This window comes from Pantoea sp. B566 (assembly GCF_024793925.1).
GTDB classification, from domain to species: Bacteria; Pseudomonadota; Gammaproteobacteria; order Enterobacterales; family Enterobacteriaceae; genus Pantoea; species Pantoea ananatis.
The window spans coordinates 4,532,427-4,558,194 of sequence record NZ_JANUQL010000003.1; the positions used below are offsets into that span (position 1 = coordinate 4,532,427).

The window sequence follows — 25,768 nt, forward strand, 5'->3', positions numbered from 1 at the left end:
TGTTACGTGATTCGCAGTGTTAACCGTACTGGCGCGCTAATGATGGCGCTTATTCTTTCTGGCTGCGTGATGAAACAGCAGCAGCCAGCACCGGTCGAACCGACTCAGCCTGTGGAGCCGGTTCAGCCTGTTCCTCAGCCAGAGCAACCGATCCCCCAGCCTCAACCTGTTCCGCAACCGCCTAAGCTGGTGACGATTAACTGGGATGCCAGCGTGGAACCCTTGGTCGCACAAATGGTGCGCGCCGCCACGGTGACGCCGGGAAGCGTGTTGCTGGTCGATCGCATTAAAAACAGCACTAACGGCGCACTACAGGGTGAAAAGGCGACCAGTGCTATTCAGAACGCGTTGAATAACAACGGTAAGTTCACTCTGGTGTCGTCAGAACAGCTGGCGCAGGCGAAACAAACACTTGGCCTTTCGCCAGACGACAGCCTGAACTCGCGCAGCAAGGCGATTGGCCTGGCGCGTAATCTCAACGCGCAGTACGTGCTCTACAGCACAGCCAAAGGCGATGTAAAATCACCGACCTTACAAATGCAGCTGATGCTGGTGCAGACGGGTGAAATTATCTGGTCTGGAAACGGTGTCGCCCAAAATTAATGCGGCGCTTCTGCAACTGATCAAGGCAACAACGGGCGAGCATCAGGTAACGGTAACACCGCTGGCAGGATTAACCGGGCAGAGCTGTCAGATCGTCACACAAAACGAACGGCTTCTCCTCCGCCCGGCGCCACAGTCAGCGATACCTTTCGTTAATCGCCAGCGCGAAGGGCGCGTGCTGCGTAAATTGCGGCTGAGCGGCCTGGTGCAGCGCCCGCTGGCGGGTAACCGGCACGGCATTATCCTGCCCTGGCAGGACGGTGAGGTGATGAGCGATGCCGGATTCCGTGCTGCACGGCCTCAGGTACTTGCGCTATTGCAACGGCTACACCAGCAGCCGCTCACCGGTTACCGTTTATCCCTTTTGCCCCTGCTGTGGCAGTACTGGCAGCGTTGCCAGCAGCGACAGCACCGCTGGTTGCAGCAGCTGCAACGACTAACCAGACAGGGCGAGCCGCGGCCGTTACGCCTTGCGCCGCTGCATATGGACGTGCATCCCGCTAATCTGATTCAGTCTGAACAGGGGCTGCACCTTATTGACTGGGAATATGCCGCAGACGGCGACGTGGCGCTTGAGCTGGCGGCCGTCTGTTTATCCGATCCCACTCAGCAAGAGCAGTGGCTAGGTGACTATGCCGCGCTCATGCAGATCCCGCTGACATCATTGCAACACCAGGTTTCGCGCTGGCAGCCCTGGCTGCATCTGTTAGTCGCCAGTTGGTATCAACTGCGCGCCGAACAGAGCGGCGATGCGCATTTACAACAGCTGGCTCAACAGAGCTGGCAGCAGATTTAACGGCTTTGTGCCGTGAAACAGGATTCAGGCTATGACAACAGGTTTCCCCGGCCCCTTGATGCTGGACGTCGAAGGTTTCGAACTGGATGCGGAAGAGCGTGAGATACTGCGCCATCCGCTGGTGGGTGGATTAATCCTTTTCGCCCGCAACTATCATGACCCCGCTCAACTGGCCGAGCTGGTGCGTCAGATTCGTGCCGCCTCGCCTACGCGCCTGGTGGTGGCGGTGGATCAGGAGGGCGGGCGAGTACAGCGTTTTCGTGATGGCTTTACGAATTTGCCCGCTATGCAGTCTTTTGCCGCGCTCAACGATATGACAACGGCAGGCGAGCTGGCACAGCAGGCTGGCTGGCAGATGGCGGCCGAAATGATCGCGCTGGATATCGATATCAGCTTTGCGCCGGTGCTGGATATCGGCCATATCAGTGCGGCCATTGGCGATCGCGCGTTCCATGAGGACCCTGCGATTGCCCTGGCGATGGCGCGGCGTTTTATTGCCGGCATGCATGAGGCCGGAATGAAAACCACCGGTAAGCATTTCCCCGGTCACGGCGCGGTCAGTGCAGATTCCCACAAAGAGACACCGCGTGATGGCCGCAGCGAAGCCGAACTGCGCGAGCATGATATGGCGATATTCCGCACGCTGATCGGCGAGCAGGCGCTCGACGCTATTATGCCCGCACACGTGATCTATACGGAAGCCGATCCGCTCCCCGCCAGCGGTTCGCCTTACTGGCTGAAAACGGTGTTACGCCAGGAGCTGGGTTTCAAGGGCGTGATTTTCTCGGACGATCTTTCAATGGAAGGCGCGGCGGTGATGGGCAGCTATGCCGAGCGTGCGCAACAGTCTCTGTCTGCCGGATGCGACATGATTCTGGTCTGTAACGACCGTCAGGGCGCGGTAAGCGTGATCGATAATTTGACCGTGATCGAGGCAGAGCCGGTGGTGCAGTTGTACCATCGGGGAACCTTTAGCCGGGACAGCCTGAAGGCCAGTCGCCGCTGGAAACAGAATGCGCAGCAGTTAAGCGCGCTGCAGGAACGCTGGCTGGCGCATAAAGCGACGTGGTAATCACGGGTTGCCCGGTGTGATGATCTTCAAGGATAAACATGATTATTTATCTTCACGGTTTCGATTCATCCAGTCCGGGCAACCACGAAAAAGTGCTGCAACTGCAGTTTATCGATCCTGACGTCAGGCTCATCAGCTACAGCACGCGCCATCCCAAACATGACATGCAGTTTCTGCTCAAAGAAACCGATAAAATGCTCAGTCTGAGCGACGATCCGCATCCGCTGATCTGCGGCGTAGGGCTGGGCGGGTACTGGTCAGAACGTATTGGTTTCTTGTGCGCGATCCGCCAGGCGATTTTCAATCCCAACCTGTTTCCGTACGAAAATATGGAAGGCAAGATAGATCGACCTGAAGAGTACCTGGACATTGCCACCAAGTGCGTCAGCGATTTTCGCGAACGTAACCGCGGCCGCTGCCTGACCCTTTTATCCCGCCACGATGAGATTCTCGACAGCCAGCGCAGCGCCGCACTGCTGGATCCCTACTACCCGATCGTCTGGGACGAAAGCGAAAGCCACAAGTTCCGCAATCTTTCCCCCCATCTTCACCGACTGAACGCCTTTAAAACGGCAGATTGACGCAACCGGGCGCCCATGCGGTGCCCGATTGTGTAGTCGGCGTTGCCAGGAACTGTCTGCTAAATTTGATGTACATCAATTTTCTGAGGCCCATCGCTTCCCGCCATGCTATTCTGCCCGCAGATAGCGAAATTATGTCGCCAACCCTATGTTTATTAAGGTTTAATTTAACCATTGATTAACTTTTGGTTCACAATTTGAGGGGGTTTTTGTTGACTACATCTGTTAAGAAAATTGTCATCGTGGGCGGTGGCGCCGGTGGGCTGGAGATGGCAACGCAGTTAGGCCATAAGCTGGGTCGCAAGAAGAAAGCCGAGATTATCCTGGTTGACCGCAACCACAGCCATCTGTGGAAGCCGTTGCTGCATGAAGTGGCCACCGGCTCCATGGATGAAGGCATTGACGCTCTCAGCTATCTGGCGCATGCCCGCAACCACGGTTTTCAGTTCCAGCTGGGCTCGTTGACGAACATCAACCGTGAGAAAAAAGTCATCCAACTGGCTGAAGTCGTGAATTCGCAGGGGGAGGTATTGGTTCCCGAGCGCGAGCTGGCTTATGACACGCTGGTCATGGCGCTGGGCAGTACCTCAAACGATTTCGGCACGCCAGGCGTTAAAGATCACTGTATTTTCCTCGACAATCCACAGCAGGCGCGTCGTTTCCATAATGAAATGCTGAATCTGTTCCTGAAATTTTCTGCCAGCGAAGGGGCGGTGGAGAAGGTGAACATTGCTATCGTCGGCGGCGGTGCAACGGGTGTTGAGCTGTCGGCAGAACTGCACAATGCAGTTAAGCAGCTACACAGCTACGGGTATAAAGCACTGGGCAGCGAGGCACTCAACGTCACGCTGGTGGAGGCGGGCGAACGTATTCTGCCTGCGCTACCACCACGTATCTCCTCTGCGGCCCATCAGGAGCTTAGCAAGCTTGGCGTACGCGTTCTGACACAAACGATGGTGACCAGCGCAGACAAGCTGGGCCTGCATACCAAAAGTGGCGAGTTTATTGAAGCCGACTTAATGGTCTGGGCGGCAGGGATTAAAGCGCCTGACTTTATGAAAGCGATCGGCGGGCTGGAAACCAATCGCATCAACCAACTGGTGGTGAAAGAGACGCTCCAGACCACGCTGGATGACGACATCTATGCCATCGGTGATTGCGCGTCCTGCGCCTTACCCGGCGGTGGATTTGTGCCCCCGCGTGCGCAGTCCGCGCACCAGATGGCATCCTGTGCGCTGGATAACATCCTGTTGCAATACCAGGGCAAGCCGCTTAAAGCCTATGTTTATAAAGACCACGGTTCACTGGTTTCTCTGTCACGCTTCAGCACCGTAGGAAGCCTGATGGGCAATCTGATGCGCGGATCGATGATGATAGAAGGGCGCATTGCCCGATTTGTCTATATATCACTGTATCGTATGCATCAGGTCGCGTTGCACGGTTATATTAAGACCGGGCTAATGATGATCGTGGGCAGTCTCAACCGGGTCATCCGCCCCCGTCTGAAGCTTCACTAATCGCATCATCTGATTTTGTTTTAACCCGCTGATTTCATTTCTAACTTTTCTGTTGTGCCGTGAAGTCAGCGCGGTATCCGGCCCCTCACCGTCGCTCAGAACTCTCCGAAAACGTGGCACTAACGCGTCAGGCACGCTTTTCTTCCCATTGTCTGATATTGCAAAAGCTTTACATCTGTAAAACTTATCTCAACCAAACGGCGAGTCGCGCACGTCGGTTCTGCCAGAGCTGTAAGGGATTTCCCAGCGGCAGGAATGCGCGGTAACACTTTCAGGAGGAACTTCCTGTGAATAAATCAATGTTAGCGGGTATCGGTATTGGCGTGGCAGCGGCACTGGGTGTAGCCGCCGTAGCAAGCATTAACGTGTTTGATCGCGGTCCACAATACGCACAGGTGCTGTCAGCAACCCCAATTAAAGAATCGATTAAACAACCGCGTCAGGAGTGTCGTAACGTGACGCTGACGCACCGTCGTCCGGTCCAGGATGAAAACCGTATCGCCGGTTCAGTACTGGGTGCGGTAGCCGGTGGTGTTCTCGGCCACCAGTTTGGCGGCGGTCGTGGACGCGACGTCGCAACGGTAGCCGGTGCGCTGGCGGGCGGTTATGCGGGCAACCAGGTTCAGGGCGGTATGCAGGATCGCGATACCTACACCACCTCTGAACAGCGTTGTAAAACCGTGTACGACAAGCAGGAAAAAATGCTGGGTTATGACGTCACCTATAAGATCGGCGACCAGCAGGGTAAAATCCGCATGGAAAACGATCCCGGTACCCGTATCCCGGTTGACCGTAACGGACAGTTAATCCTGAACGGCGATAAAGCATAAGATCCAGGGCAAAGCTTGCCGCATTGCGGTCACACAGCACACCATGAAACACGAAAGCGCATCTCCGGATGCGCTTTTTTTATGGGTCACCATGAAGGCTTTACCAACCTGCGTGACCCGATGAAGCCGCCGGGCGAGCCGAACACAGCGATAAACCTTATTCTGCTGAGCGGTAAAGCGGTGCGCGCCAGACAACATCGCCCTCAGACCGGGTCAGTCGGTAAGGTCGCCACCTTCACCAGCCATCGCCGCACAGCGCCTTCATCCTCAGAAGACAGATCGGCAAGCAGACCCGCTTCGGCCGCCTTAACGGCCGCTTTGCTCCGGGTCAGAACCTGCTGTCCTTCATCCGTCAGGCCAATAATCTGAATTCGACCATGCTCCTCGTGAGGGCGACGGTGGATCAGGCTTGCCCGCTCAAGGTTGCTGACAATCACGCTCATGGTTTGTGGCGTCAGCAAGGACAGCCGGGCCAGTTCGGCACCCGATGCACCAGGGTAGGCTGCCAGCATCGTCAGCACGGAAAACTGGGGCAGAGTCAGGCCCGTGGTTTTCAGGGCATGTTCCATCCGCATCTTATGAACGGCATGCGCCTGACGAAGCAGATAGCCAATGTGGCCTTTTGTGCCGCGCATGCCTTCTCCAGGGCCGGGCAGCGACAGATTGTGCGATCCTGACTTGCGCATAATGTAAGAACTCTTATATTGTTGTTCGTGTTCTTATATTAACAGGCAGGATTGATTATGGCATCGTATTCTCACCACCGAAGCGACTGGTCTACATTTGAACAGGCTGCGCCCGAGGTCGTTGCAGCGCTGGGCATGCTGGGCAAGGCGGTTGACCACGCAGGCCTGGATAAAACGCTGACCGAACTGATCAAACTCCGGGCATCGCAGTTGAATGGCTGCGCATTTTGCCTTCAGTTTCATCTTAATGTGGCGCGTAAAGCCGGGCTGGCTTCAGCGAAAATCGATTTAGTCGCGACCTGGCGCGACGCGGGCATTTATTCCGGGCGTGAAGCGGCCGCTCTGGCATGGACGGAGGCGCTTACGCTGATGGCACAGCAGCCGATTCCGGATGCGCTATATGATGAGGTCAGTACCCTGTTTACGCCGCAGGAGATGATTTTCCTGACCTCGGCAATTGGGGTGATCAACGCCTGGAACCGAATTGCAGGTGCGCTGCAGTTTGCTCCGCCGCTGCCCAGATAAGTACAGGGCACGCCGTTCCGGATAAGCCTGTTTGCTCACGAGGCCGCCGGAAGGCAGGCATAAAAAAAGCCGCCCTGAGCGGGGCGGCTTCGCTTGATGCTGGTGGCGAGCGGGTTAAGAGGCGACCCGGTTTTCCATGAGCTGCGCCATAAATGACTGCACCCATTCCATACGCACCTTTCTTTCCGCCAGTTCACGGGTAAAGCGCAGGCGCGTTGGGCCTTCAAGCTTCCACTGCTTCGCATCTTTTTGCAGCAGGCCGATTAGCCAGGCAGGATCCACACTGTTTTGCGGCGCGAAATCAAAATAGCCACCTTTATCGCTGGCTTCGATTTTACGCACGCCAAGTGCTCTTGCCTTCATCCGCAACAGGGCAATGTCCAGCAGGTTACGGGCCGGATCGGGTAACAGACCGAAGCGGTCGATCATTTCCACCTTCAGCTCCTGCAACTCGTCTTCTGCTTCGGCACTGGCGATGCGTTTATACAGCGACAGGCGGGTATTCACGTCCGGAATAAACGCCTCAGGCAGCAGGGCGGGCATACGTAACTCGACTTCAGTTTGATTGCTGGTGAGATCTTCGAGGGAAGGTTCCCGACCGGCTTTCAGGGCATCGACCGCATTTTCCAGCAGTTCCATGTAGAGTGAAAAGCCCAGCGTTTCCATCTGACCACTTTGTTCTTCACCCAGCAGTTCGCCCGCGCCACGAATCTCCAGATCGTGCGTCGCCAGGGCAAAGCCTGCGCCCAGATCTTCCAGCGAGGCGATCGCTTCCAGGCGTTTTTGCGCGTCGGTCGTCATGGCTTTCGGGTGCGGCGTCAGCAGCCAGGCATAAGCCTGGTGGTGCGATCGGCCTACGCGTCCGCGCAGCTGGTGCAGCTGCGCCAGCCCGAAGTGGTCGGCGCGCTCAATAATAATGGTATTGGCCGTTGGGATATCAATGCCGGTTTCAATAATGGTGGTGCAGACCAGAACGTTGAAACGCTGATGATGGAAGTCATTCATCACTCGCTCAAGGTCGCGCTCGCGCATTTGCCCGTGGCCGATGGCGACGCGCGCCTCTGGCACCAGTTCCGTCAGGCGCTGAGCGGCTTTCTCAATGTTCTCAACATCGTTGTACAGGTAATAAACCTGACCCCCACGTAGGATTTCGCGCAGAATCGCTTCGCGGATCACCAGATCGTCAAATTCCCGAACAAAGGTTTTTACTGCGAGTCGACGCGCTGGTGGCGTGGCGATGATGGAGAGATCGCGCATTCCGCTCATTGCCATATTCAGAGTGCGGGGGATCGGCGTAGCGGTCAGCGTCAGAATATCGACATCGGCACGCATCGCTTTGATGCGCTCTTTATGACGCACGCCAAACCGGTGCTCTTCATCCACAATCAGCAAGCCCAGATCGTGCCATTTGATATCGCTCATCAACAGCTTATGCGTACCAATCAGAATGTCGATTTTGCCTTCGCTGGCTTCCTGCAGTATCTGGTTTTGCTCCCTGGCGCTGCGGAAGCGGGACAGCATTTCGATGCGCACGGGCCAGTTAGCGAAACGATCGCGGAAGTTATCATAGTGCTGCTGTGCCAGCAGCGTGGTCGGCACCAGCACCGCCACCTGCTTATTGTTTTCCACCGCCAGGAAGGCGGCACGCATCGCCACTTCTGTTTTACCGAAGCCCACATCGCCACAGACCAGACGATCCATCGCCAGCGGCTGACACATATCGCTTAACACGGCATTGATAGCCTGAGCCTGATCGGGTGTGGTTTCAAACGGGAAGCTTTCGCAGAAGAGCTGATACTGCTCGCGGTCGTGTTTAAAGGCATAGCCGCTTTTTGCCGCGCGCTGCGCATAGATATCCAGCAGCTCGGCGGCGACGTCGCGCACTTTCTCGGCCGCTTTCTGACGGGCGCGTGACCAGGCATCGCTGCCCAGCTTGTGCAGCGGCGCATTTTCATCGGCGCCACCCGCATAGCGGCTGATCAGATGAAGCGAGGAAACCGGCACGTACAGCTTGGCATCGTTGGCATAAGAGAGCATCAGATACTCGGCCTGGATGCCGCCGGCTTCAAGCGTGGTCAGGCCGATATAGCGGCCCACACCATGTTCAAGATGCACGACCGGCTGCCCCGGATGCAATTCCGCCAGGTTGCGGATGAGAATGTCCGGATTAATGGTACGGCGCGTATCCTGGCGGCGACGGCTGATGCGCTCGCCCAGCAGATCGCTTTCACAGATCAGCGCACGATGGCCTTGCGTATCCACAAAGCCACGCTCGCTGGCGCCGATCATTAGCGCATGCTCTCCGGCGCTGACTTCGCGCAGATGATGAATGGCCTTAGGGCGAATTTTAATGCGCGCCAGCAGCTCTTGCAGGCTTTCACGGCGGCCTTCGCTCTCCACGGAGAACACGACGCCGCCGCTGAACTGCTCCAGAAACTGACGCAGGTTATCCAGCGGGGCTTTCGCCTGGGCCTGAACCGATAAGTCCGGCAGAGATTCATAACCCAGGTTTGTGTTGGCCGCTTTGGCAGGCAAAACGTCATGGGTCATACGGATGCGCGGCCAGGCTTTCAGCTCGCTCATCAACGCATCCGGCCTCAGCCACAGCGTGGCGGGCTCAAGCAGCGGACGCATCGGGTCAACACGGCGATTTTCGTAGCGCGCGTTGGCATCATTCCAGAATCGGTCTGCGCCGCCTTCCAGATCGCCGCAGTTAACAATCAGCGTATTATCAGGCAGATAGCTGAACAGCGAGGGTAACGGCTGTTCAAAGAACAAGGGTTGCCAGTATTCAATACCGGCGGGCAGGGTGCCTTTGCTCACCTGCTGATAAACATGCTCGGCTTCACGGCGAACATCAAAAATTTCACGCCAGCGGCTGCGGAAGAGCTCTATAGCGGCTTTATCGCTGGGAAACTCGTGGGCCGGCAGCAGATTGATGGCGGGAACGGCTTCCAGCGTGCGCTGGCTGTCGACGTCAAACAGGCGCAGGCTGTCGATCTCGTCATCAAAAAAATCAATACGGTAAGGTTGCTCGCTGCCCATCGGGAACAGGTCGAGCAGGGCGCCGCGGGTCGCGTATTCCCCGTGCTCCATCACCTGGTCCACATGGCGGTAGCCCGCCTGTTCAAGCTGATCGCGCAGGCGATCGCGTGACAGTTTCTGACCCTGCTGCATCACCAGCGCATGGCCGTGCAGGAAGCTGTGCGGGCAAACGCGCTGCATCAGCGTGTTGACCGGCATAATCAGCATGCCGCGCTGCAAGGTAGGCAGTTGATACAGGGTGGAAAGACGGGCCGAAATAATGTCCTGATGCGGTGAGAAACTGTCATAAGGCAGCGTCTCCCAGTCTGCGAGATGCGTGACAGGCAAATCGGTAAACTGACGAATCTCGTCCAGCAGTCGCAGGGCGGTTTGCGTATCGGGTGTAATCATTAACACCGGACCAGCATGACGCTCGGTAATGCTGGCACACTCAACCGCGTGCGCAGCGCCAGTCAGCTGGCCGAGCTGGCGTTGATCGCCAGATTTCACGGGCAGGGTATAGCGAGTCGGTTCGGACATGTGATCTCGAGGTTGCTCCATTTTTACCAGGGCGTAATCATTCCATAATACGCCATGGGGATCACCTCTGCGGTAAATTTTTCTACCGCTTCGCCTTTGGGCAGGCGTGACTGAAGGGTTGCTGTGTGTAAATCTTTTTTGCGAACAAGGTCCGCAGGAAAGTCAAACGGGTACATCAGCGCGACGTTCATTGCCGTCATCACTTTAGGATACGGAGTATATCGGCTTCCGCGCTGAATAATCGTACGATTAACCCCCTCTTTGTAGCCTAATCCTGTGCATCGAACACTTTCCTAACCTATTCTGATACAACTTTGCAGCAGACTCAGAGGGTTAGTGGTTTCATAAAGTGGGCCGCTCCTTTATCATCCTCTCTACTTATTTTCCAGCAACTGCACATTGGATTCCATGTATCAACCTGTCGCGCTATTTATCGGTCTGCGCTACATGCGCGGAAGAGCCGCAGACCGTTTCGGTCGCTTTGTCTCCTGGCTCTCCACCATTGGTATCACGCTTGGCGTGCTGGCAATGATTACTGTGCTGTCTGTGATGAATGGTTTCGAGCGAGAGCTTGAGGGCAACATCCTGGGCCTGATGCCGCAGGCGCTGGTCACCAGCGACAAAGGCAGCATCAATCCTCAACAATTCCCGGCATCCGCTCTTAAGCTGAACGGCGTTAACCGCATTGCGCCGTTAACCACCGCGAACGTCGTGCTGCAAAGCCCACACAGCGTTTCGGTTGGGGTGATGTTAGGCATTCAGCCGGATGAAAAAGACCCGCTTACGCCCTACCTCGTTAACACCCAGCAGACTGTGCTGCAGCCGGGACAGTACAACGTTATCCTGGGTGAACAACTGGCCTCGCAACTCGGCGTCAAACGCGGAGATACGCTGCGATTAATGGTGCCGTCGGTGAGCCAGTTCACCCCGATGGGCCGCGTACCGAGCCAGCGCCTGTTTACCGTCGCCGGAACCTATGCGGCTAACAGCGAGGTGGACGGCTACCAGATCCTGGTCAATCAACAGGATGCCTCACGGATAATGCGCTATCCGGCAGGGAATATCACCGGCTGGCGTCTGTGGCTGGATAAACCGCTGCAGGTAGATACCGTCACTCAGCAACGCTTACCGGCGGGGATGGTATGGAAGGACTGGCGCGAGCGTAAAGGGGACCTGTTCCAGGCCGTGCGCATGGAGAAGAACATGATGGGGCTGCTGCTGAGCCTGATTATTGCCGTCGCTGCCTTTAATATCATCACCTCGCTGGGCCTGTTGATCATGGAGAAGCAGGGCGAAGTGGCTATTCTGCAAACCCAGGGATTAACCCGCCGTCAGATTGTCGCCGTCTTTATGGTACAGGGCGCCAGTGCCGGCATCATCGGCACGCTGCTCGGTGCACTGCTGGGCGTGCTGTTAGCCAGCCAGCTTAACAACCTGATGCCGGTTATCGGCCTGTTCCTGGATGGCGCGGCGCTGCCCGTCGATATTAATATGTGGCAGGTGGTGACTATCGCCTTCAGCGCAATGATTATTGCTCTGCTTTCCACGCTTTACCCTTCATGGCGCGCTGCCGCCGTACAACCCGCTGAGGCTTTACGCTATGAGTAACTCTCCTTTGTTGCAGTGCCGTGACCTGTGCAAACGCTATCAGGAAGGCAGCGTCCAGACCGACGTACTGCGCAATGTGACCTTTGATGTGCAACCTGGTGAACTGATGGCGATTGTTGGCAGTTCGGGTTCAGGTAAAAGTACCCTGTTGCACCTGCTGGGCGGGCTGGATGCGCCCACCTCGGGAGAAGTGGTGTTTGACGGCCGTTCGCTAAACGGGATGTCATCCTCTGCTAAAGCGGAGTTACGTAATCGTGAGCTCGGCTTTATCTATCAGTTTCACCATCTGCTGCCTGATTTCACCGCGCTGGAAAATGTCGCCATGCCGTTACTGATCGGCAAAGTGGCTAAAGGCGAAGCGCAGACCCGCGCGCGCGAAATGCTGGCGGCGGTCGGGCTGGAACACCGTGCGGCGCATCGTCCCTCGGAACTCTCTGGCGGTGAACGTCAACGTGTGGCTATCGCCCGTGCGCTGGTTAACCGCCCGCGCCTGGTCATGGCCGATGAGCCAACGGGTAACCTGGATGCGCGCAACGCCGACGCGATTTTCGAACTGTTGGGTGAACTGAATGTGCGTCAGGGCACCGCGTTTCTGGTGGTGACACACGACCTGCATCTGGCGAAGCGCATGTCGCGGCAGATGGAGATGCGTGACGGCCAGTTAAGCGATCGCATCGTTCTTGCGGGAGCGGTCTGATGGGATCGTCGTTATCGCTGCTGTTGGGGCTGCGTTTTAGCCGCGGTCGCCGTCGCGGAGGAATGGTTTCGCTGATCTCCGTTATTTCCACGATCGGTATCGCCCTGGGCGTGGCGGTATTAATCATTGGCCTCAGCGCAATGAACGGATTCGAACGTGAGCTGAACAAGCGCATTCTGGCCGTAGTGCCGCACGGGGAGATTGAAGCGGTTAATCCGCCGTTTCAGCACTGGCAGTCCATGATTGCGCCGATTGAGCAGGTACCAGGTATCGCCGCTGCGGCTCCCTATATCAATTTTACCGGACTGATTGAAAGCGGCACAAAGATGGAAGCGCTGCAGGTTAAAGGCGTGGATCCGGCGCAGGAACCGCGTCTAAGCGCGCTGCCGCAGTTTGTCACAGACAACGCCTGGGCAAGCTTTGCGCCGGGTAAAAGTCAGATCATCCTCGGCGGCGGCATTGCTCAGGCGCTGAACGTGAAGCAGGGCGACTGGATCACCATCATGATCCCTAACAATGATGGCGAAAATAAGCTACTGCAACCTAAACGCATTCGTTTGCAGGTGAGCGGCATTCTTCAGTTGAGCGGCATGCTGGATCACAGCCTGGCGCTGGTGCCGCTTGCGGATGCGCAGCAATATCTGGATATGGGCGACAACGTCACCGGCATCGCGCTGAAAATGAACGATCCGTTCCAGGCGGCCAAACTGGTGCGGGCGGCCGGGGAAGTCACGCACGCTTACGTCTATATCAAAAGCTGGATCGGCACCTACGGCTATATGTACCGCGATATTCAAATGATCCGCGCCATCATGTATCTGGCGATGGTGCTGGTTATTGGCGTGGCCTGTTTCAACATCGTTTCCACGCTGGTGATGGCCGTGAAAGACAAGAGCAGTGATATTGCGGTACTGCGCACGCTGGGGGCGAAAGACGGGCTGATCCGCGCCATCTTTATCTGGTATGGCCTGCTGGCGGGCTTACTGGGCAGCGTCAGCGGCGTAGTGGTTGGGGTGCTGGTGGCGCTCAACCTCACTTCGCTGATGAAAGGGCTGGAATCCCTGACCGGTCACCATTTATTAGCGGGCGATATCTATTTCATTGACTTCCTGCCGTCTGAATTACACTGGCTGGACGTGTTTTCGGTATTGATTACCGCTATTGTGCTAAGCCTGCTGGCAAGTTGGTATCCGGCGCGGCGCGCCAGTCGTATCGATCCGGCTCGCGTGCTGAGCGGCCAGTAATCAGCTCAGGCGCCCGCGCCTGACAGCAGGATGATGTAAACCTTAAACCGACCACCGGGCCTCATCGCCCGCTTTATATTGAACCGCGGTAGCTGCCTTTCGCTACCGCACCAGGAGACTTTATGCGTACACCTCGTCGCCGTTTACGACTTGCCCGCCTGAAGAAAACGCGCAGAAAAGTGCATCAGCGCTTTCGCCAGCGTATTTTCGAACGCGATCGTCAGGCCGAACTGGCGGCGCACCCGTTGCCGAGAATCGTTGTCTTAACGGGTGCGGGGATATCCGCAGAATCGGGAATTAACACCTTTCGTGCCGCTGACGGATTATGGGAAGAGCACCGGGTAGAAGATGTCGCGACGCCAGAAGGTTTCAGACGTGACCCGGCGCTGGTTCAGCGTTTTTATAACGCCCGTCGCCAGCAGCTACAGCAGCCGGAGATCCAGCCCAACGCGGCACATCTTGCCCTGGCGGAGCTGGAACAGGTATTGGGCGATAACTTTCTGTTGGTCACGCAGAATATCGATAATTTGCATGAACGCGCGGGCAACAGCCGCGTGCTGCACATGCACGGCGAGCTGTTAAAAGTGCGCTGCGCCAACAGCGGCCAGGTTATCGACTGGCATGAAGATGTCACGGCAGAAGATCGCTGTACCTGCTGTCAGTTCCCCTCGGTGCTGCGTCCGCACGTCGTCTGGTTCGGCGAAATGCCGCTCGGCATGGAAGAGATCTACCAGGCGCTGGAGCAGGCGAATCTGTTTATCGCCATTGGCACCTCGGGCCATGTTTATCCGGCCGCCGGATTCGTCCATGAGGCAAAACTGCAGGGGGCGCATACGGTAGAGCTGAACCTTGAACCGAGCCAGGTCGGTAACGAGTTTGCCGAAAGCCACTATGGACTGGCCAGCGAGGTGGTGCCTGCTTTTGTGCATAAGCTGCTGCACGCGCTACACAAATAACGCCTTGTGCCACCGGATGAATCGCGGGCTACTCGCCCGCTGTTCATCCAGACACGTTTCCAGCGTCCTTCTGTCCTCCTTCGTTTCAGCGCGATCGCCGTACCCATTTTTTCCGCCCGGTAACCATTGCGTGTCACCTGTCCGCAGGCTGCCAGCGGCCCCACGCAGACCCGCACAGCGGTCAAAAACAGGCCCAGCTTTAACGCTGCGGGCGACGGCCGTGAAAAGCGTGCGAAAATCGCCGCAAAAAACAGCAGTTGCATGCTTTTTAATGCAATTCGCCATTCTTAATTTGCCGCACAGGGACTAACCTGAAGGATAATGATTTGACGCAACGCGACCGCTTGCTCGTCTGTTAATAATAACGGGCGGCAAATTTTAAGGATGGCATATGAAGCAATTACTCGAACGCTTTTTGCGTTATGTGGCAGTGGAAACTCAGGCAAAACCTCAGGCACGTCAGGTGCCAAGCAGTGAAGGGCAGTGGATTCTGGCCCGCCAGCTGCAGGAAGAGCTGCTGGCGTTGGGCTTTGTTGATGTCAGCCTCAGCGATCACTGCTGTGTGATGGGCACGTTACCGGCAAATGTTGACTGGCCAACGCCGGTTATTGGCTTTATTTCTCATATGGATACCTCGCCGGATTTTACTGCGAAAAATGTCAATCCGCAGATCATCGAAAACTACCGGGGCGGAGATATTGCGCTGGGAAATGGGGATGAAGTGCTGTCACCGGTGATGTTTCCGGTGCTCCATAAGCTGACGGGGCATACGCTGATCACCACCGACGGAAAAACCCTGCTGGGTGCCGATGACAAAGCCGGTATAGCAGAAATCATGACGGCGATGGCGCGGCTGGCAGAGGGCGATATTCCGCACGGCGCGATTCGCGTTGCCTTCACCCCGGATGAAGAGATTGGCCGCGGCACATCGCATTTCGATGTTGAAGGTTTTGCGGCCGACTGGGCTTATACCGTTGACGGTAGCGATGTGGGCGAATTCGAATACGAAAACTTCAATGCGGCTTCGGCGCTGGTGAAGGTGGTGGGTAACAACGTTCACCCCGGCTCCGCGAAAAACGTGATGGTGAATGCGCTGGAACTGGCCACCCGCTTTAACGCCGCGCTGCCTGCCGGAGAGAAACCGGAGTGCACTGACGGCTATGAAGGCTTCTTCCATCTTCACCAGATGAAGGGCACGGTTGAAAATGCGGAGATGCACTACATCATCCGTGATTTCGATACGGCAGCCTTTGAACAGCGGAAAAATACGCTGCTGAAGGTGGCGGCGGAGATCAACAAGGGATTGCATCCGGACTGCTCTGTTACCGTGGAGATCAGCAACAGCTATCGCAACATGCGTGAGAAAGTCGAACCTTTCCCGCATATTATCGACCTGGCGCTGCAGGCGATGCGCGACTGCGGCATCAAGCCGGTGGTGAAACCAATTCGTGGCGGCACGGACGGTTCGTCGCTGTCATGGAAAGGGCTCCCTTGTCCTAACCTGTTTACCGGTGGCTATAACTATCACGGCAAACATGAATTTGCGTCGCTGAATATTATGGCGCAATCGGTTGAGGTTATCGTCCGTCTGGCGGCGCTGGCGGGGCAGAGAAAAGCCTGAATATAAAAGGCCGCGTTGCCCGACAGGGCAACGCGGCCGTTAAAACCGTGGCAACGGCAAGGCGTTATTCCGCGCTAAAGTACCAGTAACCGGCGTTGACCAGCCCGGCAATCTGCGCCAGTACCGCGGGATCGTCCAGCGCATCACCCAAATCCTCAAGCGCGATTTCGTGATTGTGCGCCAGCACAGCCATGACCGCCGGGTGCGCGCATTCAACGCGTTCGCCGTTGATATAGACGGCATTGCCCAGCGTCAGGACGCGTAAGCCGCCAAGGCGCGACAGCACATCGCCCTGCTGCAGCGCATCGTAGATTTCATCGGGCTGATAAGGCGGCTCCGGCGGCGCGACGTCGAGCTCATGTCGGGACTGCGAAATAAACTCACCCAGCCACTGTTCAAAATGCGCTGGCTGATTCACCACATCCAGCATCACCTTGCGCAAGCCTTCGACCTCCTGCGGCAGGATCAGCGACGGGCAGTCACGCGCGGGCACGTCCGGATCGCTGTAACGCAGGCTACCCAGCTCATTCGCCAGCGCGTAATCGGCAAAGCCGCTAATCAGCTCACGCCCGCTGGGCGCGCGGAAGCCCACAGAGTAGTTCAGGGCATTTTCCAGCGAGTATCCTTCGTGCGGAAATCCGGGTGGAATATACAGAATATCGCCCGGCTCCATCTCTTCATCAATGATGGCATCGAAAGGTTCGACCTGAAGCAGGTCAGGATGAGGACAATGCTGTTTCAGCGGTACTTTTTCTCCGACGCGCCAGCGACGACGGCCGGTGCCCTGAATGATAAACACATCATACTGGTCAAAGTGCGGGCCAACGCCTCCGCCGGGTACGGAAAAGGAGATCATCAGGTCATCTAAGCGCCAGTCAGGCAGAAAGCGGAAAGGGCGCATCAGCGCGGCGGAAGGCTCATGCCAGTGGTTCACCGCCTGCACCAGCAGTGACCAGTTGTTCTCACCCAGGTGGTCATAGCTTTCAAACGGACCGTGGCTGACCTGCCACTTTTCGTTTTGCTGGCTGACCAGACGGCTGTCGACCTCATTTTCCATAGCTAATCCCGCCAGTTCATCAGGCGAGATGGGATCGATAAAGTTCTTGAAGCCACGCTTCAGCACCACCGGGCGCTTTTGCCAGTAACGCTGAATAAAATCGGGCCAGTTGAGATCGAGCTGATAATCCATAGAGAGATTCCGCTAAGGGCTGTAAATACCCGCAAGTATAACAGCCCGCGGCGTGAACTACTCGCGGCGATGTTCCATTTCCTGCCGCTCAAACACCACTTCCATGCGCGCACCGCCTAACGGGCTACTGGAGGCAATCACCTTACCGGCATACTGTTCGAGAATATCGCGAACTACCGCCAGCCCTAGCCCCTGACCGGGACGTAAGGTATCGGCGCGCTGCCCACGCACAAATATCATATCGCGTTTGCTTTCAGGAATGCCCGGGCCGTCATCATCGATATAAAGATGCAAGGCATGGTCGGTCTGATGGGCGCTGACTTCAATAAATTCCAGACAGTACTTACAGGCGTTATCCAGGACGTTACCCAGCACTTCCATAAAGTCATTCTGATCGCCGAAGAAGGTGGTTTCCGGTGAGATATCCAGCGTGATTTCGACGCCTTTGCGCTGATAAACCTTATTCAGCGCTGAACACAAGCTGTCCAGCAAACCGGACACTGAATGCAGATCGCGCTGCAGCGGATTGTGATCGGCCTGCATGCTGGCGCGGTGCAGGTAATATCCCACCTGCTGCGAAATGCGGCTGATCTGCTCCAGCATAATCGGTTCGGCCTGTTCCACCGTCAGCTCTTTACCGCCGCGCAGAGAGCGCAGGGTAGTTTGCAGCACCGCCAGCGGCGTTTTCAGGCTATGGGTCAGGTCAGCAAGCGTGGTGCGGTAGCGGGTATACCGCTGACGTTCGTTGGTCAGCAGCAGATTAAGGTTACGCACCAGCGAGCGTAACTCCTGCGGCGGATTGTCATCCAGGTTTTCACGCTGTCCGGTTTCCAGCTCGCGCACCTGAAGCGTTAAATGCCCGATTGGACGCAGGCTCCAGTGGGCCGCCAGCCAGAGCAAGGGAACGATTAAAATCAGGTTGGCCGCCAGCACATAGCTGAACCATGACCAGACCACATCGGAATGCTGAAGCTCCTGCGGAATCGTATCGACCACGACAATGGTCAGCGCGGGCAGATTGGTTGTCGCGTCATAGCGGTTTACCGCTACCGAGTGGGTAAAGGTGTCCTGATCGTCATCGTCATTATCCCAGGCGTGGAGCTGCTGCTGAGCGGTAAGGTTATCGCCCATCGCAGCCCGGCTGGTGCTGTTGTTGGTATCTATCTCATAGAAGTCCGGCTTCAACAGCCATTCAGGTTGGATCTTTTCACGAATTTCCGGCACGTCGCGCTGCTGCCAGAGCAGTTTGCCGTGTTCATCATAAATAAATACCAGCGTTGGGAAATTGAGCATCGTGCGCTCAGGCTGGGCGATGGTGAGCTTATTATCTTTCCACTGTGCCAGGGTGAAAAATAAATTACTTTCTCCCCGCATCACGCGATAGGTATTTTTATCAAAACTTACCACATAGCCAATGACCGCAACCATGCCATAAGAAAGGGAAAGAATTAATACAATGGCGGCGGAAGCCAGTAAGAAGCGCGTCCGCAGCGAAATAGGGCGATAGCGTTTAAACCAGGACATCATCAGAGATCAAAGCGGTAGCCCTGGCCGCGAACGGTAGCGATGACTTCGTCAGAATGCAGCGCAAGAATCTTTTTACGCAGACGTCCCATTAAAACATCGATCGTGTGACTTTCACGTAATTCTGCATCGGGATAAAGCTGCAGCATTAAGGAGTCTTTACTCACCACTTTGCCAGCGTTGCGAATAAGGGTTTCCACAATCGTGTATTCAAATGCGGTCAGCTTAACGGGCTGGTCGTGAATCGTGAGTTCGCGACGGGATAAATCCACCTGAAAGGGGGCCATGGCAATAATCTGCGACGCATGACCGCTGTTGCGGCGCATTAATGCCTGCAGGCGTGCGGCGACTTCCTCAATATGAAAAGGCTTCGTCACATAATCATCCGCACCGGCTTCCAGGGCTTCGACTTTCGCCTGCCAGCCTTCGCGTGCGGTCAGGACCAAAATAGGCTGACGCACGGCGTCATTACGCCAGCGACGAATTAACGACATGCCATCTTCGTCCGGTAATCCCAGATCGACCAACGCAATGTCGGGCAGATGTTCCTGGAGAAAATAATCGGCTTCTTTGGCATCTTCGGCAGCATCAACCTGATGACCCATTTCTCGCAGTTGTACTGAAAGATGGTGGCGCAGCAGGGCATTATCTTCCACAACCAGAACACGCATAGGATTTCCTTTAGCATCAGATCGAAACGAATTTAAACAAGTATAAGCGAAATGAACTAAACAGCAGGTTAACGCAGACCGGCGGCAACCGGTCTGCAGGCAGGATTTTATTTCAGGTCATCAACCATCTGAATCGCGCGACCAATATAATTTGCCGGGGTCATCTGTTTTAAGCGAACTTTTTCGTCTTCCGGCAGCGCCAGGCTGTCGATAAAGGCCTGCATACCGGCCGCATCAACGCGCTTGCCACGGGTCAGTTCTTTCAACTTCTCATAAGGTTTTTCAATACCGTAGCGACGCATAACGGTCTGGATCGGCTCTGCCAGCACTTCCCAGTTATGATCCAGTTCGTCAAGCAGACGATCCCGGTTCACTTCCAGCTTGGAAATGCCTTTCAGGGTAGCCTGATAAGCGATCAGCGCATAACCCACGCCCACGCCAAGGTTACGCAGCACGGTAGAGTCGGTCAGATCGCGCTGCCAGCGGGAAACCGGCAGTTTGCTGGCCAGGTGCTGCATCACCGCGTTTGCCAGGCCCAGATTGCCTTCTGAGTTTTCGAAGTCAATCGGGTTTACTTTATGCGGCATGGTGGAAGAGCCGATTTCGCCCGCGATGGTTTTTTGTTTGAAGTGGTTGAGCGCCACATAGCCCCAGATATCGCGATCGAAATCGATCAGGATGGTATTAAAGCGGGCGATGCAGTCGAACAGCTCGGCAATATAGTCGTGTGGCTCAATCTGGGTGGTGTAGGGATTCCAGGTAATGCCCAGCGAGGTCACAAATTCTTCGCTTAACTGGTGCCAGTCGGCTTCCGGGTAAGCGGCAATGTGCGCGTTATAGTTGCCCACGGCACCGTTGATTTTGCCCAGCACTTCAATCTGCGACAGCTGGCGTAGCTGACGTTCCATGCGGTAGGCCACGTTGGCCATCTCTTTACCCATGGTGGACGGCGTTGCGGGCTGACCGTGAGTGCGTGACAGCAGAGGAATGTCACGGTATTCCTGCGCCAGTCCCTTTACCGCGGCAATCAGCTGCTGCCAGTAAGGCAGAATGACATCGCGACGCGCCGTTTCCAGCATTAACGCGTGAGACAGGTTATTGATGTCTTCAGAGGTACAGGCGAAGTGAATAAACTCAGACACCGCGTGCAGCGAAGGCACGTCAGCCACTTTTTCTTTCAGGAAATACTCAACCGCTTTCACGTCGTGGTTAGTGGTGCGCTCAATCGTTTTGATGCGCGCGGCGTCCGTTTCATTGAAACTGGCGACAATCCCATCAAGGAAAGCGTTTGCGTCAGCATCAAATGCAGGAACTTCCTTGATCTCTGCGGTCGCAGCCAGTTTTTGTAACCAGCGAACTTCAACCTCAACGCGGAACTTCAGCAAACCAAATTCGCTGAAGATTGCGCGCAGCGGGCTGACTTTATCGCCGTAACGACCATCGACAGGTGAGACGGCGGTCAGAGAGGATAATTCCATCAGTGCAACTCCTGATTCATTTACGGTGTTTGCCCCACTGACTCAGTAAGCCAGTGGCAGGCGGGATAAAAGGGCTTTGGCTTCGCGCAGCAGGCGCTGGCGCGAAAACATCAGCTGCAGTCGGCCTCCGCCGACCTGCTGCCAGAGTACGGCGGCACGAATACCGGCCAGCAACGTGGCGCGAACTTTACTTTGTAACAGGGAATTCTGCAGGACAGTCGGGGAACCGGTAACCTGAATGCGCGGCCCGAGCGGGCTGATGACATCCACATAAATACCGGCCATGGCACTCAGAATCGTGTCCGATTCCAGTTCGTAGTGCGCCAGTTGGCGATCGAGCTGGCTGATGCGCTGGGCCAGCGTATTCATGGCCTGATTGTTAGCATTCAGTTTGCGCTCCAGCACCATCAGACTCAGCGTATAACGGGTCAGCTCTGCGCTGGCGCCTTTACGGTTGCTGCTGTTCAGCACCGCCATCAGGGTTTCAAGCCCAAGGCGCAGGTTGGCTTCATTGTTGCCGAATACCGCCAGCGTGGAGGTGGGGTTGAGATCCAGCACGCTGCGCAGGGATACCGTCAGCGCTTCAGGCTGACAGTGACCCTGATTGGCTAACTGCTGCACCAGATGGGCAGCCTGGCAAATGCCCGCCAGCGCGAGGGTGATTTCCTGATAGTTTTTTGCCACGGTCACTCCTGTTTACGCGTTATTAGCGCCGGTATTATGCGGCAACCCAAGGCAAACGCTCTTCAATGATGCCGCCACCCAGGCAAACATCGCCAAGGTAGAACACCGCAGACTGCCCCGGGGTGACCGCGGCAACCGGTTCGTCGAACCGGACTTCAATTTTGTCATCGCCTTGCGGAATGATTTCGCAGGGGATATCGGTCTGGCGATAGCGGGTTTTCACCGTACAGCGCAGCGGGGCGCGGAGCGGCTGACGATCGACCCAGTGCAGTTGCTGGGCGATGAGGCCGACCGACATCAGACGCGGGTGATCGCCACCCTGCGCCACGATCAAACGATTACGCGCCACGTCTTTATCTACCACATACCAGGGATCGTCTTTGCTTTCTTTCATACCGCCGATGCCCAGCCCTTTGCGCTGGCCCAGCGTATGGTACATCAGCCCCTGATGCTCACCGACAACCTGGCCATCAACGGTTTCGATTTCACCGGGCTGAGCGGGCAGGTAGCGCGCCAGGAATTCACGGAACTTGCGTTCACCGATGAAACAAATGCCGGTGGAATCTTTTTTCTTAGCCGTGATTAATTCAAGCTCTTCAGCGATGCGGCGGACTTCGGGTTTTTCCAGCTCGCCGACCGGAAACAGGCTCTGGGCAATTTGTTCATGGCTGAGCGTATAAAGGAAGTAGCTCTGGTCTTTGTTTCCATCACGCCCGCGCAGCAGATGGCTGCGGCCGTCACTGTCCTGACGACGGACATAGTGACCGGTTGCGATAAAGTCTGCGCCCAGATCTTCAGCGGCAAACTCCAGAAACGCTTTGAACTTAATTTCTTTATTACACAGGATATCGGGATTCGGTGTGCGACCGGCCTTGTACTCTTCAAGGAAGTGCTCAAAGACGTTATCCCAGTATTCCGCCGCAAAATTCACTTTGTGCAGTTTAATACCCAGTTTGTCGCACACGGCTTGCGCATCCGCCAGATCGTCAGCGGCGGTACAATACTCCTCGCCATCGTCTTCCTCCCAGTTCTTCATGAACAGGCCTTCAACCTGATAGCCCTGCTGTTGCAGTAACCAGGCGGAAACGGAAGAATCGACGCCGCCGGACATCCCGACGATCACTTTTTTCTGGCAGTTATCAGACATCACAAGCTCGCAAAACAATAAAACAGGCGGCGCATTCTATCACGCTGAAGTCGGGTGCGCACCTGCATGAAACGGCCAGTTGAACGGGCTAATCAGGTCTAACGGGTAGCGAACCCCCTGTTGCCATCGACGTACGCTTTCTGCCACCAGCGGCGAACGCAGGTTAGATGCCGTCAGTATCTGCTCTGGCGGCAGCCACCAGCAGCGGTCAATGTCGCTGTCCTGCGGAGCGGTAGGCAGTGGCGCATCCAGATCCAGACCAAACAGAAACCGCACAAAAGGCGTATTATCGGGGGCTATCCACTGGTTGATTCCAATAAAATACTGCACCGCGGCGTCAATTCCTGTCTCTTCAACCAGTTCACGTTGGGCGGCTTCGAGGAGCGTTTCGTCGGCTTCAAGATGACCGGCGGGCTGGTTCCAGGTTGCCACACCGTTCACCTGTTCTTCCACAACCAGAAGTTTTCCCTGTGCCTGTACCAGGCAGGCTACGGTGACATGCGGTTTAAACATCAATCCTCCGGAATTGTTAACTTGAAGTTATGGAAATGATAACAGCATTCAGACTAAGGTGCTGATATCCCGCCATTCGCCGGGGGCCAGATTTTCCAGCTCAAAGTCACCCATCGCATAGCGCACCAAGCGCAATGTCGGGAAGCCAATATGGGCGGTCATGCGTCTGACCTGGCGGTTGCGTCCTTCATACAGGGTGATTTTCAGCCACTGCGTGGGTATCGCTTTTCGCTCACGAATGGGCGGCTGACGTGCCCACAACCATTCGGGTTCTGCTACTTTTTCGATACCGGCTGGCAGAGTAAGGCCGTCTTTCAGATTAACCCCATCCCGTAGGGGCTGCAGATCGCGCTCTTCTGGCGCGCCTTCAACCTGAACATAATAAATCTTGCCGGTACGCTTGCCGGGCTGGGTGAGCGCGGCCTGCAAGGCTCCATCGTTGGTCAGCACCATCAGTCCTTCACTGTCGCGGTCAAGACGACCCGCGGCATAAACCTCGCTCACATCAATAAAATCTTTAAGCGTCCGGCGGCCGGCTTCGTCCGTAAACTGCGGTAACACATCAAAGGGTTTATTGAACAGGAGCACGCGCCTGACGGCAGGCGGCGCTACCGCTTTACGTTGTACGGGGCGAGTTTGTCGGCTGAATCGTTTATTTGGTTGAGAAGTCTGATTAGTTTTTCGCATAAGCTTTGCAGTCTGAAACATTCAGCGCATTATAACGCGAAATTGCGGTGATTGGCGTGGCGTCAATATTCAAGTAGTATTGACGCGCATCTTACAAATCATTAACAAAAAATCGCTCGAAGGAGAGGTTAATGGAAAGCAAAGTAGTTGTTCCGGCGGAAGGTCAGAAAATCACCCTGAATCAAGGCAAACTGGTTGTGCCAAACAACCCGGTTATCCCTTATATCGAAGGGGATGGTATCGGTGTTGATGTTTCACCAGTGATGCTGAAAGTGGTTGATGCCGCTGTGAAAAAAGCCTACAACGGCGAGCGTAAAATCTCCTGGATGGAGATTTATACCGGCGAAAAATCGGTTGAACTCTACGGTCAGGATGTCTGGCTGCCGCAAGAAACCCTCGATTTAATCAAAGAATACCGCGTAGCGATCAAAGGTCCACTGACCACGCCAGTCGGCGGCGGCATCCGTTCTCTGAACGTTGCGCTGCGTCAGGAACTTGATCTGTACGTTTGTCTGCGTCCGGTTCGTTACTACACCGGCACACCAAGCCCGGTTAAACGTCCTGAAGATACCGATATGGTGATCTTCCGTGAAAACTCAGAAGATATCTATGCCGGTATCGAGTGGAAAGCGGGCACGGCAGAAGCCGACAAAGTGATCAAATTCCTGCGCGAAGAAATGGGCGTGAAGAAAATTCGCTTCCCACAGAACTGCGGCATCGGCGTTAAGCCTTGTTCGGAAGAGGGGACCAAGCGCCTGGTGCGTGCGGCAGTGGAATACACCATCACTAACGATCGTGATTCACTGACTCTGGTTCACAAAGGCAACATCATGAAGTTCACCGAAGGCTCATTCAAAGACTGGGGTTACCAGTTAGTGAAAGAAGAGTTCGGCGGCGAGCTGATCGATGGTGGTCCATGGATGAAGTTTAAAAATCCAAACACCGGCAAAGAGATCGTTGTGAAAGACGTGATCGCGGATGCCTTCCTGCAGCAAATCCTGCTGCGTCCGGCTGAATACGACGTTATTGCCTGTATGAACCTGAACGGCGACTACATCTCCGACGCCCTGGCGGCGCAGGTTGGCGGAATTGGTATCGCACCAGGCGCAAACATCGGTGACGAATGTGCCCTGTTCGAAGCAACCCACGGTACAGCACCGAAGTATGCGGGTCAGGATAAAGTGAACCCAGGTTCCGTCATCCTGTCAGCTGAAATGATGCTGCGTCATATGGAATGGTTCGAAGCCGCAGACCTGATTGTTAAAGGCATGGAAGGCGCAATCGCTGCCAAGACCGTGACCTATGACTTCGAACGTCTGATGGATGGCGCTAAACTGCTGAAATGTTCAGAGTTTGGTGACGCGATTATCGCGAATATGTAACACCAGCCTTGCCTGATCCAGCCAGCATAGATCTCAATTTATGCTGGCTTTTCTTTTCTCCAATCCTTTCCCCGAATCCTCCCCAAAACTGATTGTAAAACATGCTGCTCAGGCGGCTACAATCGTCCAGTCTTTTCCACGATCATCTTGGTATTTTGACGTCTACGGAGGTGAAGCGTGATCGATTTATTTC

The 25,768-nt window shown here is 55.6% G+C and carries 24 protein-coding genes; 13 read left to right on the forward strand and 11 right to left on the reverse strand.

The window, feature by feature from the left end; genetic code table 11:
* Positions 1-6 precede the first annotated feature (6 nt).
* The 6 genes from lpoB (at position 7) to NYE92_RS22900 (ending at position 5,399) form a co-directional block, all read left to right on the forward strand.
* A complete protein-coding gene (gene lpoB / locus NYE92_RS22875; protein ID WP_013025378.1) occupies positions 7-603 on the forward strand; it encodes a penicillin-binding protein activator LpoB in 597 nt (198 codons plus the stop codon).
* Positions 563-1,399 carry a thiamine kinase gene (gene thiK / locus NYE92_RS22880; protein ID WP_013025379.1) on the forward strand — a complete coding sequence of 279 codons (837 nt, stop codon included), beginning with the start codon at positions 563-565 and terminating at the stop codon, positions 1,397-1,399. Before lpoB ends, thiK begins: the two co-directional genes overlap by 41 nt.
* 31 nt (positions 1,400-1,430) lie before the next feature.
* Positions 1,431-2,471, forward strand: a complete 1,041-nt coding sequence (nagZ, locus tag NYE92_RS22885; protein WP_014593437.1) for a beta-N-acetylhexosaminidase — start codon at positions 1,431-1,433, stop codon at positions 2,469-2,471.
* 38 nt (positions 2,472-2,509) lie between these two features.
* Complete coding sequence (gene ycfP / locus NYE92_RS22890; protein ID WP_014606124.1) at positions 2,510-3,052, forward strand: alpha/beta hydrolase YcfP; 543 nt, start codon at positions 2,510-2,512, stop codon at positions 3,050-3,052.
* Positions 3,053-3,264: 212 nt separating this feature from the next.
* Entirely contained in the window at positions 3,265-4,569 is a 1,305-nt protein-coding gene (locus NYE92_RS22895) for an NAD(P)/FAD-dependent oxidoreductase (RefSeq protein ID WP_015700551.1), read from the forward strand.
* A gap of 287 nt (positions 4,570-4,856) precedes the next feature.
* Positions 4,857-5,399, forward strand: a complete 543-nt coding sequence (locus tag NYE92_RS22900; RefSeq protein WP_013025383.1) for a glycine zipper 2TM domain-containing protein — start codon at positions 4,857-4,859, stop codon at positions 5,397-5,399.
* Between the two features lie 203 nt (positions 5,400-5,602).
* On the opposite strand, the gene NYE92_RS22905 is transcribed toward NYE92_RS22900, so the two are convergent.
* Entirely contained in the window at positions 5,603-6,034 is a 432-nt protein-coding gene (locus tag NYE92_RS22905; protein WP_228526094.1) for a MarR family winged helix-turn-helix transcriptional regulator, read from the reverse strand.
* A 108-nt stretch (positions 6,035-6,142) separates the two neighbouring features.
* Here NYE92_RS22905 and NYE92_RS22910 point away from each other — a divergent pair, with 108 nt between their 5' ends.
* A complete protein-coding gene (locus NYE92_RS22910) occupies positions 6,143-6,610 on the forward strand; it encodes a carboxymuconolactone decarboxylase family protein (protein ID WP_259019478.1) in 468 nt (155 codons plus the stop codon).
* A 114-nt stretch (positions 6,611-6,724) separates the two neighbouring features.
* Here NYE92_RS22910 and mfd read toward each other — a convergent pair whose 3' ends face one another.
* Positions 6,725-10,174: a transcription-repair coupling factor gene (gene mfd, locus NYE92_RS22915; RefSeq protein ID WP_019105701.1), complete on the reverse strand. Its 3,450-nt coding sequence runs from the start codon at positions 10,172-10,174 to the stop codon at positions 6,725-6,727.
* A 23-nt stretch (positions 10,175-10,197) separates the two neighbouring features.
* Positions 10,198-10,365: a hypothetical protein gene (locus tag NYE92_RS22920; protein ID WP_162471031.1), complete on the reverse strand. Its 168-nt coding sequence runs from the start codon at positions 10,363-10,365 to the stop codon at positions 10,198-10,200.
* Between the two features lie 217 nt (positions 10,366-10,582).
* Between NYE92_RS22920 and lolC the strand changes: the two genes are divergently transcribed.
* From lolC to pepT, 5 genes are all read left to right on the forward strand, one after another.
* Positions 10,583-11,782: a lipoprotein-releasing ABC transporter permease subunit LolC gene (lolC, locus tag NYE92_RS22925; RefSeq protein WP_014593442.1), complete on the forward strand. Its 1,200-nt coding sequence runs from the start codon at positions 10,583-10,585 to the stop codon at positions 11,780-11,782.
* Complete coding sequence (gene lolD, locus NYE92_RS22930; protein ID WP_014606120.1) at positions 11,775-12,479, forward strand: lipoprotein-releasing ABC transporter ATP-binding protein LolD; 705 nt, start codon at positions 11,775-11,777, stop codon at positions 12,477-12,479. The genes lolC and lolD overlap by 8 nt, the downstream gene beginning before the upstream one ends.
* On the forward strand, positions 12,479-13,723 hold the full coding sequence (lolE, locus tag NYE92_RS22935) for a lipoprotein-releasing ABC transporter permease subunit LolE (RefSeq protein ID WP_014606119.1): 1,245 nt from the start codon (positions 12,479-12,481) through the stop codon (positions 13,721-13,723). The genes lolD and lolE overlap by 1 nt, the downstream gene beginning before the upstream one ends.
* Positions 13,724-13,845: 122 nt before the next feature.
* A complete protein-coding gene (gene cobB, locus NYE92_RS22940) occupies positions 13,846-14,679 on the forward strand; it encodes a Sir2 family NAD+-dependent deacetylase (RefSeq protein ID WP_014593445.1) in 834 nt (277 codons plus the stop codon).
* A gap of 391 nt (positions 14,680-15,070) precedes the next feature.
* Positions 15,071-16,300 carry a peptidase T gene (gene pepT, locus NYE92_RS22945; protein ID WP_259019479.1) on the forward strand — a complete coding sequence of 410 codons (1,230 nt, stop codon included), beginning with the start codon at positions 15,071-15,073 and terminating at the stop codon, positions 16,298-16,300.
* Between the two features lie 64 nt (positions 16,301-16,364).
* Here pepT and NYE92_RS22950 read toward each other — a convergent pair whose 3' ends face one another.
* From NYE92_RS22950 to rluE, 8 genes are all read right to left on the reverse strand, one after another.
* Positions 16,365-17,489 (reverse strand): cupin domain-containing protein, encoded by a 1,125-nt coding sequence (locus tag NYE92_RS22950; protein WP_013025393.1) that lies wholly within the window; start codon positions 17,487-17,489, stop codon positions 16,365-16,367.
* 57 nt (positions 17,490-17,546) lie between these two features.
* Positions 17,547-19,013, reverse strand: coding sequence for a two-component system sensor histidine kinase PhoQ (phoQ, locus tag NYE92_RS22955; RefSeq protein ID WP_033765901.1), 1,467 nt, complete (start codon positions 19,011-19,013; stop codon positions 17,547-17,549).
* A gap of 2 nt (positions 19,014-19,015) precedes the next feature.
* On the reverse strand, positions 19,016-19,684 hold the full coding sequence (gene phoP / locus NYE92_RS22960) for a two-component system response regulator PhoP (RefSeq protein ID WP_013025395.1): 669 nt from the start codon (positions 19,682-19,684) through the stop codon (positions 19,016-19,018).
* A gap of 107 nt (positions 19,685-19,791) precedes the next feature.
* Entirely contained in the window at positions 19,792-21,162 is a 1,371-nt protein-coding gene (gene purB / locus NYE92_RS22965; RefSeq protein WP_029569867.1) for an adenylosuccinate lyase, read from the reverse strand.
* Between the two features lie 42 nt (positions 21,163-21,204).
* Positions 21,205-21,846, reverse strand: a complete 642-nt coding sequence (hflD, locus tag NYE92_RS22970; RefSeq protein WP_259019480.1) for a high frequency lysogenization protein HflD — start codon at positions 21,844-21,846, stop codon at positions 21,205-21,207.
* Between the two features lie 34 nt (positions 21,847-21,880).
* The gene (gene mnmA, locus NYE92_RS22975) at positions 21,881-22,993 is read right to left on the reverse strand and encodes a tRNA 2-thiouridine(34) synthase MnmA (RefSeq protein ID WP_014606115.1); all 1,113 of its coding nucleotides are present in this window, start codon (positions 22,991-22,993) and stop codon (positions 21,881-21,883) included.
* A gap of 39 nt (positions 22,994-23,032) precedes the next feature.
* Positions 23,033-23,506, reverse strand: coding sequence for an NUDIX domain-containing protein (locus NYE92_RS22980; RefSeq protein ID WP_019105694.1), 474 nt, complete (start codon positions 23,504-23,506; stop codon positions 23,033-23,035).
* Between the two features lie 48 nt (positions 23,507-23,554).
* Positions 23,555-24,214, reverse strand: coding sequence for a 23S rRNA pseudouridine(2457) synthase RluE (gene rluE / locus NYE92_RS22985; protein WP_128392231.1), 660 nt, complete (start codon positions 24,212-24,214; stop codon positions 23,555-23,557).
* Between the two features lie 110 nt (positions 24,215-24,324).
* On the opposite strand from rluE, the gene icd reads away from it, so the two are divergent.
* Positions 24,325-25,575 carry an NADP-dependent isocitrate dehydrogenase gene (icd, locus tag NYE92_RS22990; protein ID WP_013025401.1) on the forward strand — a complete coding sequence of 417 codons (1,251 nt, stop codon included), beginning with the start codon at positions 24,325-24,327 and terminating at the stop codon, positions 25,573-25,575.
* The last annotated feature ends 193 nt before the right edge of the window (positions 25,576-25,768 follow it).

What these genes read in the sequence shown, in the direction of transcription:
- nagZ (WP_014593437.1), top strand. Translation starts at nt 1,431, where the DNA reads ATGACAACAGGTTTCCCCGGCCCCTTGATGCTGGACGTCGAAGGTTTC.
- ycfP (WP_014606124.1), top strand. Translation starts at nt 2,510, where the DNA reads ATGATTATTTATCTTCACGGTTTCGATTCATCCAGTCCGGGCAACCAC.
- NYE92_RS22905 (WP_228526094.1), bottom strand. Translation starts at nt 6,034, where the DNA reads ATGCGCGGCACAAAAGGCCACATTGGCTATCTGCTTCGTCAGGCGCAT.
- NYE92_RS22910 (WP_259019478.1), top strand. Translation starts at nt 6,143, where the DNA reads ATGGCATCGTATTCTCACCACCGAAGCGACTGGTCTACATTTGAACAG.
- mfd (WP_019105701.1), bottom strand. Translation starts at nt 10,174, where the DNA reads ATGTCCGAACCGACTCGCTATACCCTGCCCGTGAAATCTGGCGATCAA.
- NYE92_RS22920 (WP_162471031.1), bottom strand. Translation starts at nt 10,365, where the DNA reads ATGAACGTCGCGCTGATGTACCCGTTTGACTTTCCTGCGGACCTTGTT.
- lolC (WP_014593442.1), top strand. Translation starts at nt 10,583, where the DNA reads ATGTATCAACCTGTCGCGCTATTTATCGGTCTGCGCTACATGCGCGGA.
- lolD (WP_014606120.1), top strand. Translation starts at nt 11,775, where the DNA reads ATGAGTAACTCTCCTTTGTTGCAGTGCCGTGACCTGTGCAAACGCTAT.
- lolE (WP_014606119.1), top strand. Translation starts at nt 12,479, where the DNA reads ATGGGATCGTCGTTATCGCTGCTGTTGGGGCTGCGTTTTAGCCGCGGT.
- cobB (WP_014593445.1), top strand. Translation starts at nt 13,846, where the DNA reads ATGCGTACACCTCGTCGCCGTTTACGACTTGCCCGCCTGAAGAAAACG.
- pepT (WP_259019479.1), top strand. Translation starts at nt 15,071, where the DNA reads ATGAAGCAATTACTCGAACGCTTTTTGCGTTATGTGGCAGTGGAAACT.
- NYE92_RS22950 (WP_013025393.1), bottom strand. Translation starts at nt 17,489, where the DNA reads ATGGATTATCAGCTCGATCTCAACTGGCCCGATTTTATTCAGCGTTAC.
- phoQ (WP_033765901.1), bottom strand. Translation starts at nt 19,013, where the DNA reads ATGTCCTGGTTTAAACGCTATCGCCCTATTTCGCTGCGGACGCGCTTC.
- phoP (WP_013025395.1), bottom strand. Translation starts at nt 19,684, where the DNA reads ATGCGTGTTCTGGTTGTGGAAGATAATGCCCTGCTGCGCCACCATCTT.
- purB (WP_029569867.1), bottom strand. Translation starts at nt 21,162, where the DNA reads ATGGAATTATCCTCTCTGACCGCCGTCTCACCTGTCGATGGTCGTTAC.
- mnmA (WP_014606115.1), bottom strand. Translation starts at nt 22,993, where the DNA reads ATGTCTGATAACTGCCAGAAAAAAGTGATCGTCGGGATGTCCGGCGGC.
- NYE92_RS22980 (WP_019105694.1), bottom strand. Translation starts at nt 23,506, where the DNA reads ATGTTTAAACCGCATGTCACCGTAGCCTGCCTGGTACAGGCACAGGGA.
- rluE (WP_128392231.1), bottom strand. Translation starts at nt 24,214, where the DNA reads ATGTTTCAGACTGCAAAGCTTATGCGAAAAACTAATCAGACTTCTCAA.
- icd (WP_013025401.1), top strand. Translation starts at nt 24,325, where the DNA reads ATGGAAAGCAAAGTAGTTGTTCCGGCGGAAGGTCAGAAAATCACCCTG.